The following is a 14,610-nucleotide window of genomic DNA, read 5'->3' on the forward strand; positions in this document are numbered from 1 at the left end:
TCAACCCTTAGTGACAGTCGCCGATGGTGGTCGACGCGGCGCAGCAGGCGCTGGCGCTTTTACGCGTCGCCAGCAGATTAACATCCACCCGGCTCCGCGCCCGACGCAGCAGGCCAATCACCACGACGTTAAACAGAATCACCGCCAGAATGCACACCAGGCTATAGGTTGGATGTTCGCCGTAGCTGGCGACCTGATAGAACAGGGTCGACAGCGAGTATGCGATGTTCAGCCCCCACAGAATGGAGAAGCCCATCCAGCCGCGGCTGGACTCGCGAGCGATTGCGCCCATCACTGAGATGCACGGAACGTACAGCAGGACGAAAATCAGGTAGCTGTAAGCCGCCGCCGCGCTGCCAAATTTCGCATCCATGACGCCCATCGCGCCGGTCGCCATTTCGCCATCACCCTTGCTGGCTTCGATCGGGTTCGCCAGAACGCTCAGGCTGAGCGTATCTTTCAGGCTCTGCCAGGTTTCTTCCAGCGCGTCGAGCAGTTCGCCGCCAAGGCTGAACTCAGCCGGGTTAAACGCCTCTTCCTGAATGTTTTCCGCGGTGTAAAGGGTGTTGAGCGTACCGACCACCACTTCTTTCGCCATCGCACCGGTGAACAGACCTACTGTGGCCTGCCAGTTATCCTCGTGTACGCCGATCGGCTTGAAGACAGGCGTAATTACGCGGCTAACGGAAGCCAGGGCAGAGTCGTTGATGTTGTCGACGATTTTACCGTCCAGCGAGAAGCTGTTAAACGCGCTCAGGAAGATGCTGACGATGACGATCACTTTACCGGCGCGCAGTACAAAGCCTTTCAGACGCTGCCAGGTCTGGATCACCAGGCTCTTAATGTGGGGGATATGATAAACCGGCAGTTCCATCACAAACGGCGAGGCTTCGCCGCGCATAATGGTGTGTTTGAGCATCAGGCCGGTCAGCACTGCCATCACAATGCCCAGCACGTACAGGGAGAACACTGCCAGCGCGCCGTTTTGCCCGAAGAAGGCGGCCGCAAAGACGGCGAAAATCGCCAGGCGCGCGCCGCAGGACATAAACGGCGCCATCATGATGGTCATCAGGCGTTCACGCGGCGCGTCCAGCGTACGGGCGCCCATCACCGACGGGACGTTGCAGCCAAAGCCGACGATCAGCGGAACAAACGATTTTCCTGGTAGCCCCAGCGCCTGCATCAGGCGGTCCATGACAAACGCGGCGCGCGCCATGTAACCGGAGTCTTCGAGGAAAGAAAGGAACAGGTACATCATGCCGATTTGCGGTACCAGCGGCAGAACAGTATTGATACCGCCGCCAATCCCCTGGGCGAGGAAAATGGTCAGCCAGTCCGGGAAGTGGAGGGTGTAGCCAATCCACTGGATGCCGTGAATAAAGACGGCGACAGAACCGGCGTCGAAGATGGGCGCCAACGCGCCGCCAATGTTAATGGCGAGCAGGAACATCAGGTACATCACAAACAGGAAGACTGGCAGCCCCAGGAAGCGGTTGAGGACGATTTTGTCCACCGCCGTGGTGAAGCGGCTGGGCTCCGCCGTCAGGGTGTTGCTCACCACGTCGCAGATGGCGGCGATGCACTGGTAGCGGGCGTCAGCGATGTGTAGCGCCGGATCGTCCATCTCTTCGCTCAGGCGAGCGAACGAAGCGTCCAGTTGCTGCGCGGCATCCCCGGCGTAAGCGCGGCTGTAAATGTCGCCCTCCAGCATCTGTAAACCGAGCCAGCGACGCTGGTGCGAAGGCATGGTCTGCGCCATCAGGTTTGCCAGATTATCCGCTTCACGTAGCAACGGCTGGGCATAATGTACCAATTCGACGTTTTCATTTTTGCTGTGGCGATCGATCGCCAGCTTCAGTGCTTCGATACCGCGTCCACGGGTGGACACCAGCGGAACTACCGGGCAGCCGAGACGCGCGGACAGCGCATCAATGTCGATCCGGATCTGCTGTTTTTCGGCGATATCCAGCATGTTAAGCGCGACAATGCAGGGGATCCCCAGCTCCAGCAATTGCAGCGTCAGGTACAGGTTACGCTCGAGGTTGGAGGCATCCACGACGTTGATTAACAGATCTGCGTCGCCGCTCAGAATGTAATGGCAGGCAATCTGCTCATCGAGAGAGGTTTGTGACGAAATGGTGGTCAGAGAATAAGTGCCGGGCAGGTCGACCAGCGTCACCTGGTGGTCAGTGGTAGAAAACAGGCCTTCTTTGCGTTCGACCGTCACGCCAGCCCAGTTGCCCACGCGCTGGCGCGCGCCGGTAAGCTGGTTAAATAATGTTGTCTTGCCGGAATTTGGATTACCAATTAAACCAATGGTTAATTTTTTCATTGTTATAGACTCACTGTATTAGCAGGAAACCGCTTCCACTTCTAATAACGCCAGGTCTTTTTTCCGTAATACCAGGCTGACGCGGCGGGTTTCGATATGCACCGGGTCACCCAAGGGCGCGACGCGCACCACGTTAAATGAGGAACCCGGCAGCATGCCGAGGGAAAGCAGTTTCTGACGGTATGCAGGACTTATTTCACGGGCAAAGCCGGTAATTTTCCACGCAGTATCTGGAGTAAATTGCATAAGAGCCTACTTGTATCTTGCTTACTGGTTATTACCTCATGGGGCTGAGGAACGCGGCATGAGACCAGCTGATTAGCCAACGAAGGAAAGATTAAATAATCAACAATGCGATGATAATGAGAATGGTTTCTATCATCAATAGAATAAATGTGACGGAATGTTGGTTTGAATAATAATTTGCGACAACTTTGACATGGCTCAACATTTATTGTCGGCAGGTGAAATGATTCGAGGAATTAATAAATTAACAGTATTAATGTTTAATTATCGTTTCATCTGTTAACGATGTGATAAATATTAGTGCGGGGGTAAAAGAAGAATTGAATGTTGCCGGATGGCGAGTTAATCGCCTTTCCGGCAGGCAGCGCGACAATGTCCTCCAGGCCGGACAAGACGCATTCGCGTCGTTATCCGGCACAGGTTTCTGGGTTAGCGTTTTTTACCCATTGCCGCCGCCAGCGCATCCATCATCGCGCTATTGCCTGTCGGCTGCGCGTCGCGACCGCGCGGTCTGGCGGCTTTCGCGGCGGGACGTTCGTTCCCGTTCGTCCCCCCTCGGCGCGCCTGAGTCTCTCCTGGCTGTTCATCGAGACGCATGGTCAGGGCTATGCGCTTACGTTGCAGATCCACCTCCAGCACTTTCACCTTCACGATGTCGCCTGCTTTCACTACAGTATGGGGATCTTCCACAAACTTGTTCGACAGGGAAGAGATGTGAACCAGACCATCCTGATGGACGCCGATATCGACAAACGCGCCAAAGTTGGTGACGTTGGTGACGGCGCCTTCCAGAATCATCCCCGGCTGCAGGTCGTTCATGGTTTCGACGCCGTCGGCAAACTGCGCGGTTTTGAACTCCGGACGCGGGTCACGCCCCGGTTTTTCCAGCTCTTTGATGATGTCAGTCACGGTCGGCACGCCGAATTTGTCGTCGGTGAAGTCAACGGCTTTCAGGTTGCGCAGTTCGCTGCTGTTACCCATCAGATCTTTCAGTGCCTGCTGGGTTGCCGCCAGAATACGTTCTACCACCGGATACGCTTCCGGGTGGACGGTTGAGGCGTCAAGCGGGTTATCGCCGTGATTGATGCGCAGGAAGCCCGCGCACTGCTCAAAGGCTTTTGGCCCCAGACGGCTTACCTTCAGCAACTGCTGACGATTCTTGAATTGTCCGTTTTCATCGCGCCAGGCGACGATATTTTGCGCCATCATACGGGTTAAGCCCGCCACGCGGGTCAGCAGGGGGACGGAGGCGGTGTTCAGGTCCACGCCGACGGCGTTTACGCAATCTTCCACCACCGCGTCCAGCTTACGCGCCAGCTGTGTCTGGCTGACGTCATGCTGATACTGGCCGACGCCGATGGATTTCGGGTCGATCTTCACCAGCTCCGCCAGCGGGTCCTGCAGACGGCGGGCGATAGAGACCGCGCCGCGCAGGGAAACGTCAAGATCCGGAAATTCCTGCGCCGCCAGCTCAGAGGCGGAATAAACCGACGCGCCCGCTTCGCTGACAATCACTTTTTGCGCGGTGACTTTCGGGAACTGCTTCTGCACGTCGAGGAAGAAACGCTCGGTTTCACGCGAGGCCGTACCGTTACCAATCGCCACCAGTTCAACGTGATATTTTTCACACAGCGCGGCGACGACCATCGCGGCTTTAGCGGCCTGGCCGGTATGGGGATAAATGGTGTCAGTGGCGACCAGCTTACCGGTACCATCCACCACCGCCACTTTCACCCCGGTACGCAGACCCGGATCGAGGCCCATGGTTGCGCGCAGGCCCGCCGGCGCGGCCATCAGCAAGTCATGCAGATTACGGGCAAACACGTTGATCGCCTCGTCTTCCGCGCGTTCACGCACGGTGCCCATCAGTTCGGTTTCGAGGTGCATCAGGACTTTAATGCGCCATGTCCAGCTCACCACGCCCCTGCGCCAGCTGTCCGCTGGCGCGTTGTTCAGCCGCAGACCGAGGTGATCGAGAATGATCTGCTCACCGTGGCTCTGTTTTGGCGGCTCATCAAACTGTGGGTCGGGGTTCAGAGACAGTTGCAGGACGCCTTCGTTACGGCCGCGAAACATCGCCAGCGCGCGGTGAGACGGCACGCCGGAAATGGGTTCGTGATGATCGAAATAATCGCGGAATTTCGCGCCTTCCTCTTCCTTGCCGCTGACCACAGTGGCAACCAGATGCGCATTTTTCCACAGATAATCGCGCACTTTTGCCAGCAGCGCCGCGTCTTCCGCGAACCGTTCCATCAGGATGTAGCGCGCGCCGTCAAGGGCGGCTTTGCTGTCGGCAACGCCTTTGTCGGCGTCGATAAATTTCGCCGCTTCCGTGTCAGGATCGTGCGATGGATCGTTCCACAGCAGATCCGCCAGCGGCTCAAGACCCGCTTCAATGGCGATCTGACCGCGGGTGCGGCGTTTGGGTTTGTAGGGGAGATACAGGTCTTCCAGCTCGGTCTTACTTAATGTGCCGTTGATGGCGTTAGCCAGCTCATCGGTCAGCTTGCCTTGCTCAGAAATGGACTTCAGTATGGCCTGGCGGCGCTCTTCCAGTTCACGCAGATAGCCCAGTCGGGTTTCCAGATTACGCAGTTGTGTATCATCCAGACCGCCGGTGATTTCCTTACGATAACGTGCGATAAACGGCACAGTGTTCCCTTCATCAAGCAGGCGAACGGCAGCTTCAACCTGTTCGGCGCGTGCCTGAATTTCACCCGCAATAATGCGGCAGAAAGAATTGTTCATCATGGATAGGCTTCATCTTTAGGATCAAAAATCAGGGGATAGTTATACGGACTGGCACGATAAAATGCCAGTCGCGGAGGGCGCTCTCGGATTATTTTACGTACTCGATGGCGTTGACGTACCAGCTGGCTTCTCCGCCGGGCGTATTGACCACAGCAAGGTCGCCGATCTCTTTTTTCAGCAACGCGCGCGCCATCGGCGAGTCAATCGAGATGTAATCCTTACGGCCGAAAATTTCATCGTAGCCGACAATACGAAAGCGGCGGATATCGCCGTCGTCATTTTCAATCTCCACCCACGCGCCGAAAAACACTTTGCCTTCCTGCTGCGGTGAATAGTCGACGATTTTTAAATTTTCCATGCATTTCGTAAGATAACGAACCCGACGGTCGATTTCACGCAGGCGCTTTTTATTATACTGGTAGTCGGCATTCTCGCTGCGGTCGCCAAGGCTCGCGGCCCAGGTCACCTTTTTCGTGACTTCCGGGCGCTCTTCACGCCAGAGATAATTCAGCTCTTGTTTCAGTTTCTCGTACCCTTCCCGGGTGATCAGGGGCGTTTTCATCTTATTGAATACCTTTAAGTCTGTGACGATGCGCACAAATCGTATTACGTCACCCTGCTAACAGAATAAATAATGTGCCGCACGTTTCATTGTATACTTAAGCTGCTGTTAAATATGCTTTGTAACAATTTAGCCTGGAATTCATACCAGAATTCGCTGGTGACGAACGTAAGCTTTTTTAAGAATACATACCTTCAATTGTTGCGAACCTTTGGGAGTACAAACAATGCAAGAGAACTATAAAATTCTGGTGGTGGATGACGACATGCGTCTGCGTGCGCTGCTGGAGCGTTATCTTACCGAGCAGGGCTTCCAGGTTCGAAGCGTCGCGAACGCTGAGCAAATGGATCGTCTGCTGACCCGTGAATCTTTTCACCTTATGGTACTGGATCTCATGCTGCCGGGTGAAGATGGTCTGTCAATTTGCCGCCGCCTGCGCAGCCAGAGCAACCCGATGCCGATCATCATGGTGACGGCGAAAGGGGAAGAAGTTGACCGCATCGTCGGCCTGGAAATCGGCGCCGATGATTACATCCCGAAACCGTTTAACCCACGTGAACTGCTGGCGCGTATTCGCGCGGTGCTGCGCCGTCAGGCCAACGAGCTGCCGGGCGCGCCTTCCCAGGAAGAAGCGGTCATTGCCTTTGGTAAGTTCAAACTGAACCTCGGCACCCGCGAAATGTTCCGTGAAGATGAGCCGATGCCGCTCACCAGCGGAGAGTTCGCGGTGCTGAAAGCGCTGGTGAGCCACCCGCGTGAACCGCTTTCCCGCGATAAGCTGATGAACCTGGCGCGTGGTCGCGAGTATTCCGCGATGGAACGTTCCATTGACGTGCAGATTTCCCGTCTGCGCCGCATGGTGGAAGAGGATCCGGCGCATCCGCGCTACATTCAGACCGTGTGGGGTCTGGGCTACGTTTTCGTGCCGGACGGTTCTAAAGCATGAGGCGAATGCGCTTCTCGCCACGAAGTTCATTTGCCCGCACGCTGTTGCTCATCGTCACGTTGCTGTTTGTCAGCCTGGTGACGACCTATCTGGTGGTGCTGAACTTTGCGATTCTGCCGAGCCTCCAGCAGTTTAACAAGGTGCTGGCGTACGAAGTGCGTATGCTGATGACCGACAAGCTGCAACTGGAGGACGGTACGCAACTGGTGGTGCCTCCCGCTTTTCGACGGGAAATTTACCGTGAGCTGGGAATTTCTCTCTATTCCAACGAGGCCGCCGAAGAGGCAGGGCTGCGTTGGGCGCAACATTATGAGTTTTTAAGCCATCAGATGGCGCAGCAGCTGGGCGGCCCGACGGAAGTGCGCGTTGAGGTTAACAAGAGTTCGCCTGTCGTCTGGCTGAAAACCTGGCTGTCACCCAATATCTGGGTGCGCGTACCCTTAACGGAAATTCATCAGGGCGATTTCTCGCCGCTGTTTCGCTATACGCTGGCGATTATGCTGCTGGCGATAGGTGGGGCGTGGCTGTTTATCCGAATCCAGAACCGACCGTTAGTGGATCTTGAACATGCCGCATTACAGGTCGGTAAAGGGATTATTCCGCCGCCGCTGCGTGAGTACGGCGCGTCCGAAGTGCGCTCGGTAACTCGCGCCTTCAACCATATGGCGGCCGGGGTGAAGCAGCTTGCCGACGACCGTACGCTGCTCATGGCTGGCGTCAGCCACGATCTTCGCACCCCGCTGACGCGCATTCGTCTGGCCACGGAGATGATGGGGGAGCAGGATGGTTATCTTGCGGAGTCGATCAACAAAGATATCGAAGAGTGTAACGCGATCATTGAGCAGTTCATCGACTACCTGCGTACCGGCCAGGAGATGCCGATGGAAATGGCCGATCTCAATGCGGTGCTCGGTGAGGTTGTGGCGGCAGAGAGCGGCTACGAGCGTGAAATTGAAACCGCGTTACAGCCAGGCAGCATTCAACTGAAAATGCACCCGCTCTCTATCAAGCGCGCGCTCGCCAATATGGTGGTGAACGCCGCCCGCTACGGAAACGGTTGGATTAAGGTTAGTAGCGGTACGGAACAGCATCGGGCGTGGTTTCAGGTGGAAGACGACGGGCCGGGCATCAAGCCCGAACAGCGGAAATACCTGTTCCAGCCGTTTGTGCGCGGCGACAGCGCGCGCAGCACCAGCGGCACCGGACTCGGATTGGCGATCGTGCAACGCATTGTTGACAACCATAACGGTATGCTGGAAATCGGCACCAGTGAGCGCGGCGGCCTTTCTATCCGCGCCTGGCTGCCCGTTCCCGTGGCGCGTGTCCAGGGAACCACGAAAGAGGCATAAAAAAGGGGAGGCATTTAGCCTCCCCTTTTTTGTGGTAACAGCCGGTAACGCTGTACCGTATGCCGTCATCCGGTCATGTCAGTTACAGCTTCGGACCTGCGCTGACCAACGCGGCGCCTGCAGGCGTATCGGTGTACTTCTCGAAGTTCTCAATGAACAGTTTCGCCAGCGCGGTGGCTTTTTCCTGCCACTGTTCCGGCGACGCGTAGGTGTTACGCGGGTCGAGAATGCGCGTATCCACCCCCGGCAGTTCGGTCGGGATCGCCAGATCGAACATCGGCAGGCTGAAGGTTTCCGCATCGTCCAGCGAACCGTTCAGGATGGCGTCGATGATGGCGCGGGTATCCTTGATCGAGATACGTTTGCCGGTGCCGTTCCAGCCGGTGTTGACCAGGTATGCCTGCGCGCCGGCGGCCTGCATGCGTTTTACCAGCACTTCCGCATACTGGGTCGGATGCAGTGACAGGAACGCTGCGCCGAAGCAGGCAGAGAAGGTTGGCGTCGGTTCGGTTACGCCGCGTTCGGTACCGGCCAGTTTGGCGGTAAAGCCAGACAGGAAATGGTACTGCGTCTGGTTAGCCGTCAGGCGAGAAACCGGCGGCAGCACGCCAAACGCGTCGGCGGTCAGGAAGATCACCTTCGTGGCATGACCCGCTTTAGAGATCGGTTTGACGATGTTCTCGATGTGATAGATAGGATAAGAAACGCGGGTGTTCTCTGTTTTCGAACCGTCATCAAAATCAATCGAACCGTCGGCACGAACGGTAACGTTCTCCAGCAGCGCATCGCGGCGGATCGCGTTGTAAATCTCGGGTTCAGCCTCTTTCGACAGCTTGATGGTTTTCGCGTAGCAGCCGCCTTCGAAGTTAAACACGCCGTCGTCGTCCCAGCCGTGCTCATCATCGCCAATCAGGCGACGTTTCGGGTCGGTGGAAAGGGTGGTTTTCCCGGTGCCGGACAGGCCGAAGAAGACTGCCACGTCACCTTTCTCGCCGACGTTGGCGGAGCAGTGCATAGACGCGATGCCTTTCAGCGGCAGCAGGTAGTTCATCACCGAGAACATCCCTTTCTTCATTTCGCCGCCGTACCAGGTTCCGCCGATCAGTTGGATCCGCTCGGTCAGGTTGAACGCCACGAAGTTCTCGGAGTTCAGACCCTGCTCTTTCCACTGCGGGTTGGTGCATTTCGCACCGTTCATTACGATAAAGTCAGGCTCGAAGCCTTCCAGTTCTTCATCGCTCGGGCGGATAAACATGTTCTTCACGAAATGTGCCTGCCAGGCCACCTCGGTAATGAAGCGAACGGAAAGACGGGTGTCGGCGTTCGCGCCACAGAAGGCATCAACGATAAACAGGCGTTTACCGGAGAGCTGCTGCGTTACCAGCCCTTTCAGGTGCTGCCAGGTTTCCTGGGAAAGCGGTTTGTTGTCGTTCTTGCCTTTTCCTTTGTCGGACCACCAGAGCGTGTCACGCGTGGTGTCATCACGGACAATGTACTTATCCTTTGGTGAACGTCCGGTGAAAATACCGGTATCAACGGCAACGGCGCCGAGGTTCGTCAGAACGCCACGCTCGTAGCCTTCCAGAGAAGGGTCAAGCTCCTCCTGGTAGAGCGTTTCGTAGCTGGGGTTGTAAACGATATCCTGAACGTCGTTGATACCATAAGCCTTGAGATCTTGCGGGGTTAATCGTTTCACGCGCATATCACTGCTCCTTAGCCAATATGTATTACCTGGAATAGTAAGGTTTTTTGAGGGTCGTTAACCGCGACAAGGCTCATAGATTTACTTATCTGGACAAAATCACGATTGACTGAAAACGCTGTGACTCCTGTCACGAAGCGGCGGTTATTATGGCAGGAAAGGGCTTTTTGTTGTGGAAAATGTTCCTAAAACGTTAAAACAGAGTGTTTTTGACGGAAATGTTGTGAGTGTAATCGCATTCACGTAAGAAATTTACGTAAGTCTTACATACGAAATATCGATTCATCACGAAATAAAAAATCAGGCATTTGTCGAAAGGACCGGATGGGGCGTCAGGCCGCCATCCGGTTTTTCAGAAAGGAGGATTAATGCACCTGCGGATCGGCAGGGGAGGCGTTGTTACGGATTTCCGCAATATCCATCGCATTGAACAGATAATGGCTGCCGCAATAGTCGCAGTGCATGTCGATCTCGCCTTCTTCCGCCAGGATGCTATCCACTTCCGCGTCCGGCAGGGTTTTCAGCGCGCCCGCGCAGCGTTCACGCGAACAGGTGCATTTGAATTCCACGTCCTGCGGATCGTAGAGGGTCACCTCTTCTTCGTGGTACAAACGCCACAGTACATCGTTAGCCGGCAGGGTCAGCAGCTCTTCTGCCTTGATGGTTTCTGTCAGCGTCGCCAGATGATCGAAATCATCCGCCTGAGCGTTTTGCGCAGGCATCACCTGCAGCAGCATACCGCCTGCGGCGGCTTTACCGTCAACATCGCCAGTGCGAATAAACAGGCGGGTCGGTAACTGCTCGGAGCGCAGGAAGTAATCTTCCAGGCAGGCCGCCAGAGTGTCGCCTTCCAGCCCGACCACGCCCTGATAGCGCTCGCCTTCTTCCGGCGTAATCGTGATCACCAGATAGCCGTTCCCCACCAGCGTTTTCAGATCGGCGTTTTCCGGCACATCGCCCTGCACGCGCGCGACGCCGCGCATCTGCTGGTTATTGTTGCCGTTGATCACCGCCAGGCTCAGCGGGCCGTCGCCCTGCAGTTGCACGGTGATATCACCGGCAAACTTCAGCGTCGCGGTCAGCAGGCTGGTGGCGACCAGCAGCTCAGCCAGCACCGTTTTTACCGGCTGCGGGTAGCTGTGGTTTTCCAGGATCTGTTGCAGGGTTTCCGATACGGTCACCAGTTCGCCGCGCACGGCAAAGTTTTCGAACAGATAGCGGTGTAATTGGTCATGTTGCGGCATAATCATCTCTCTTGCAGACGACAGTCACTCACTGTCGCCGTGTTTAAATCGTAACAGGTTGCGGCGCTCTTTTTTGTCCGGACGTCGGTCCGGATGCGGCATCGTTAGTGCGTTAAGTTTACGCGCCAGCGCCATTTTTTCGCGTTTCTCGGCGCTTTCCGTTGTTTCTTCATACAGGGCGACGGCCTCACTGGCCGGCCGACGCTGCTCAGTGATCCCTTTGATCACCACCGTACGTTCGTCATTGCCCTGGCGTAACGTCAGGGTCGCGTTCAGTTCGACTATCTTGCCCGGCTTACTGCGCTGCCCGTTATAGTGAACTTTGCCGCCTTCAATCATTTCGCGAGCCAGCGCGCGGGTTTTGTAAAAACGCGCGGCCCATAGCCATTTGTCCAGTCTGACCTCAGTTGAGGGCTTCTCTTTCATGGCGTCTCCTTCACAACAGTGAGGGGATCAGCCGGCGGTAGTCATTCAATGACGGATGACGGAGATACTGTTTTTCCGCTACGCCAGAATCGGGGTTCGTCACGCCGAGGCAATAACGAATGCCAAACGTCGCCGCTGCGTCGAGAATCGGTTCGCTATCGTCGATAAACAGCGTTTTTTCGGCGTCCAGTCCCGTTTCTTCGGCAACAGCGCGCCATAACCGCTGATCCTCTTTGGGATAACCAAATGTGTGGGTGGAAAGTAATAAATCAAGGTGCGAGGCCAGGCCGGTATGCTCCAGCTTCACCGCCAGGTTATGTGGATGCGCGTTGGTCAGCAAAATACGACGCTTGCCGCAGGCTTTTAAAGCCTCTAAAAAAGGCACTGTATCGTCGCGCAGGACGGCGCGTGGCCCCATCGCCGTCGTCATCGCGCAGATATCCAGCCCCAGACGCTCGCTCCAGTAATCAAGACAGTACCAGTTTAGCGTATGCTGAACCGCATGGTACTCCTGACGGATATGGGCCTGCGCTTCCTGCGGCGAGATCCCTTGCTGTGCGCCGTAGGTTTCGGGCACCAGTTTTTGCCAAAAGAAGGTGTCAAATGCCAGATCGAGCAGTGTGCCGTCCATGTCTAACAGAACGGTATCGACGTCCTGCCAGGCAATATTCATATGCATGGGAACTCTCCAGAGTGAAACGCGTTGCGCGACAGGGTAGCACATCCCGTCGCGCAGACAGGATATCAGATGAGGCTATCCGGAGAGGCAATGAGCTTGGGATTCAGACAGCTTTCATAATACGCCTGAATTTCCATCATGCGGGTGCGGTGACGCTGATAGCGACGGAAAGCCTGCACGCCATTATAGACGGCGCTGACCAGCATCGTCAGCATCAGTAACGTGGTGCCGAGATAGCGCCATAGTCCGGAGCGATCCGGAATACGGTGCAGGCCGATGTGTTGCGTGCCGTTGGCGTCAGTATAGATATTGGTGACGATCCCCTCGGCGCTAAACGGCGTTTTCATCAGCATTTGCGCCAGACGCTGGAAGGCGTTCCACTGCTCCTGCGGCGGGTAATCGTACAGAGAAACAGCAGGCCACGGCTGATCGACGAGATCGCTGCCTTCGTCACTGACGATCAGAAATCCGCCCGGCGCGGGGCTGTTCAGCGACTGGGCGGCGCGGGCAGTCTCGCGGGCGATAAAGGGCGCCGTTGAGGTGGCGACCAGATTATCAAGCGACTCCGCGCTGACCGGACGCAGCAGAACGTTTACGCCATCCAGCTTACCGGTGTTGGCCCGTTTAACCAGCGCGCTCCAGTCTTTGCTGTTCCCCAGATTTACCAGCGCGTTTTTCAAACGCACACATTCATCTTCTGCCGCGCACAAATCTGCGGTTTTCAACACGATATCGCCAAAGTCATCAATCAACACCATCCCTGATTTCTGAATCGCCGAACGTAACGCCGCGCTGACGCGGGATTCATCTTCCGGCTTAGGATGCAGTTGACGGTTAACCGCCTGCGACAGCGCCGTGGCCTTGTTGACCAGATCGGACTCCGGTAACGGCAGCGCAGCCGCGTCGTTCCAGATGATTTGCGAGCAGTCGAACGGCATAAACGGCGAATTCGTCTGGGCGCTCCAGGTGCCGTTGGCATGAATATTACACATTCCCGTACCGCGAATATTCAGCGTGTCGCCCACGCGCACGCCCGCGTCTGCAAGCTGCTTTACGCTGGTTGCCTCAACGGTTTGCGCGCCTTTCATCCAGGATAGCGTGAACTTGATTGGCATATCCAGCGGGATGCAGAACAGCAGCATGATCAGCACCAGCAAAGAGCCACCGGCGATAACGGTACTGCGCACCCAGTGCTGGAGCGGGAAGTTTTTTACTTCATCGTGCAGGGACAAAAAACGCCCCTGGCGCACGACGTGGCGATCAAGATAAATATCAATATCCGTTTGCTGGCCTAAGTCCTGCGTTATCCACGGCTGCCAGTGCGGTGGATAAACCAGGTCGATAATGCCGAGCGAAATATTGTTAATTTGCTCCTGGTTATTTTCGCCAAACAGTCCCCAGCGACGGGGGGTACCGCGCAGACAGTGAATCTCCCGGAGCGCTGATTTCGACGGCGGGGCGTACAGTCCCCACAAGCCAGCGACCAGCAGCAAAACGGCACCGCCAACCATCCACGGCACAAAAACGTCTGGGGTGATCAGGCAGAAAAAGAACAGCAGGAAAGAGGCGACAATCAGTAGCGCTTCACGGAATCCCGCAGGGCGGCTCAGTGCGTACTCTTCGTGGGTTTCCTGACGAATATTCAGCAGCTCGATCTGCTCGCTTTCTTCGCCACGGATCGACGCTTGCGTTGAACTGGCTGGCTGTAGCGCATAGCCACGCGCCTCCTGCATATACTCTTGCAGCGTATGGCCGTTCAGGGAGATCACCAGCGGCAAGGTATCGGTATGGATCAGCTCGACGTTATTTTCGTCATTAATGTATTGTTCCCAAAACGGCGGCAGATGGACCTCGACGGAATCGAGGTAATAGCGCCATTTATTGGGATCGTCGGTGGTAATGCCGTAACGGGTGATCGAGTGCGTCAGAATAATGACGTTTTGGCTTTCAGCATTCAGCGTCAGGGAGACCGGCGCCGCGCTGGCGCCTGTCGGGCCGGGAACCCGTTGGATTTGGCTCAGGCTTTCCAGATAGTTTTCCACGGCGCTGCGTTCGTCCGCCGTGAGCTTGCGGGTCGCCGCGTCAGAGAACGCATGGCTCCACGGCAGCTTACGCCGCCTGGCGCGCACAGTGACCCGCCACCAGACCAGCAACAGGCCGACCAGTAACGCCGCTAAAAAAATCAGAATGGTGCTCATGCTTTCCCCATCTTACTTAATCTGTCAGGCGTGGTCAGTCGCACCCTGTCACAATAAACGTGATTCTGTGGTTGGCTATCGGCAAGCATGGAGTTGAACTTGAGCATTTTTCAGCGCATCCCAGTGAATGCTGATGATAGCAAAACCAGCAAAAGCGGAATATCAGCAAATTCCT

General features: G+C 56.0%; 11 protein-coding genes. 2 read left to right on the forward strand and 9 right to left on the reverse strand.

The window, feature by feature from the left end:
- Window positions 1-7: 7 nt before the first annotated feature.
- From feoB to greB, 4 genes are all read right to left on the reverse strand, one after another.
- Window positions 8-2,332 (reverse strand): Fe(2+) transporter permease subunit FeoB, encoded by a 2,325-nt coding sequence (gene feoB / locus HVX72_RS01605; RefSeq protein ID WP_181822426.1) that lies wholly within the window; start codon window positions 2,330-2,332, stop codon window positions 8-10.
- Between the two features lie 18 nt (window positions 2,333-2,350).
- The gene (gene feoA / locus HVX72_RS01610) at window positions 2,351-2,578 is read right to left on the reverse strand and encodes a ferrous iron transporter A (RefSeq protein WP_012908346.1); all 228 of its coding nucleotides are present in this window, start codon (window positions 2,576-2,578) and stop codon (window positions 2,351-2,353) included.
- A gap of 429 nt (window positions 2,579-3,007) precedes the next feature.
- Entirely contained in the window at window positions 3,008-5,329 is a 2,322-nt protein-coding gene (locus HVX72_RS01615; protein WP_181822427.1) for a Tex family protein, read from the reverse strand.
- Between the two features lie 88 nt (window positions 5,330-5,417).
- Window positions 5,418-5,891, reverse strand: a complete 474-nt coding sequence (greB, locus tag HVX72_RS01620; protein ID WP_042286394.1) for a transcription elongation factor GreB — start codon at window positions 5,889-5,891, stop codon at window positions 5,418-5,420.
- Between the two features lie 226 nt (window positions 5,892-6,117).
- Here greB and ompR point away from each other — a divergent pair, with 226 nt between their 5' ends.
- Both ompR and envZ read left to right on the forward strand, forming a co-directional pair.
- Window positions 6,118-6,837, forward strand: coding sequence for a two-component system response regulator OmpR (gene ompR / locus HVX72_RS01625; protein WP_001157751.1), 720 nt, complete (start codon window positions 6,118-6,120; stop codon window positions 6,835-6,837).
- Window positions 6,834-8,186, forward strand: coding sequence for a two-component system sensor histidine kinase EnvZ (envZ, locus tag HVX72_RS01630; RefSeq protein ID WP_042286390.1), 1,353 nt, complete (start codon window positions 6,834-6,836; stop codon window positions 8,184-8,186). Before ompR ends, envZ begins: the two co-directional genes overlap by 4 nt.
- 82 nt (window positions 8,187-8,268) lie before the next feature.
- On the opposite strand, the gene pckA is transcribed toward envZ, so the two are convergent.
- The 5 genes from pckA to igaA all read right to left on the reverse strand — a co-directional run bounded on the left by pckA (window position 8,269) and on the right by igaA (window position 14,435).
- Window positions 8,269-9,888 carry a phosphoenolpyruvate carboxykinase (ATP) gene (gene pckA / locus HVX72_RS01635; RefSeq protein WP_042286388.1) on the reverse strand — a complete coding sequence of 540 codons (1,620 nt, stop codon included), beginning with the start codon at window positions 9,886-9,888 and terminating at the stop codon, window positions 8,269-8,271.
- Between the two features lie 365 nt (window positions 9,889-10,253).
- Window positions 10,254-11,132: an Hsp33 family molecular chaperone HslO gene (gene hslO / locus HVX72_RS01640; RefSeq protein WP_042286939.1), complete on the reverse strand. Its 879-nt coding sequence runs from the start codon at window positions 11,130-11,132 to the stop codon at window positions 10,254-10,256.
- Window positions 11,133-11,156: 24 nt separating this feature from the next.
- Window positions 11,157-11,558, reverse strand: a complete 402-nt coding sequence (hslR, locus tag HVX72_RS01645; RefSeq protein ID WP_181822428.1) for a ribosome-associated heat shock protein Hsp15 — start codon at window positions 11,556-11,558, stop codon at window positions 11,157-11,159.
- 10 nt (window positions 11,559-11,568) lie between these two features.
- Complete coding sequence (gene yrfG, locus HVX72_RS01650) at window positions 11,569-12,237, reverse strand: GMP/IMP nucleotidase (RefSeq protein ID WP_042286384.1); 669 nt, start codon at window positions 12,235-12,237, stop codon at window positions 11,569-11,571.
- 65 nt (window positions 12,238-12,302) lie between these two features.
- Window positions 12,303-14,435, reverse strand: a complete 2,133-nt coding sequence (gene igaA, locus HVX72_RS01655) for an intracellular growth attenuator protein IgaA (protein ID WP_181822429.1) — start codon at window positions 14,433-14,435, stop codon at window positions 12,303-12,305.
- Window positions 14,436-14,610 lie beyond the last annotated feature (175 nt).

The sequence above is a fragment of the Citrobacter sp. RHB21-C05 genome (genome assembly GCF_013889015.1).
GTDB lineage: Bacteria > Pseudomonadota > Gammaproteobacteria > Enterobacterales > Enterobacteriaceae > Citrobacter_A > Citrobacter_A sedlakii.